The organism is Bacteroides sp. 4_1_36, from assembly GCF_003466325.1.
GTDB classification, from domain to species: domain Bacteria; phylum Bacteroidota; class Bacteroidia; order Bacteroidales; family Bacteroidaceae; genus Bacteroides; species Bacteroides uniformis.
The window spans coordinates 1-364 of record NZ_QSOX01000016.1; the positions used below are offsets into that span (position 1 = coordinate 1).

A 364-nucleotide genomic window follows, 5' to 3' on the forward strand; every position below is an offset into this window, starting at 1 on the left:
TGATATAGGTAGACACATTTACAAACTAATAAATGTGTTACTATTATGACTTCAAAACGAAAGCTTTATCGTGAAGATGAAAAACTGTTTTTTCTTCACTCTTACTACCAATCAGGTATGAGTAAGCATGCCTTTTGCCGGGCACATGGCATTTGTTGCCCTGCCTTGCTAAATAGTTGGATTAAAAAGTATTCAAATTTAGCAGAAGAGCTATCTTTGCCTTCTGAACAAGAATCACCAGATATGTCCAATCGCAGCAAGGAAGCCTACAAAGATGAAAATGCCCAATTAAAAAAGCGCATTAAAGAGCTGGAGAAAGCCCTGTCTTTCTCCAAGCTGGAAACAGAAGCCCGTGAGTTGATGA

1 protein-coding gene is annotated in these 364 nt (G+C 38.5%); it reads left to right on the plus strand.

Going from position 1 to position 364, the window contains the following annotated elements; genetic code table 11:
• Positions 1-45 precede the first annotated feature (45 nt).
• The coding region (locus DXD65_RS14475; RefSeq protein WP_133303879.1) for a transposase at positions 46-364 on the plus strand (319 nt) is incomplete at its 3' end.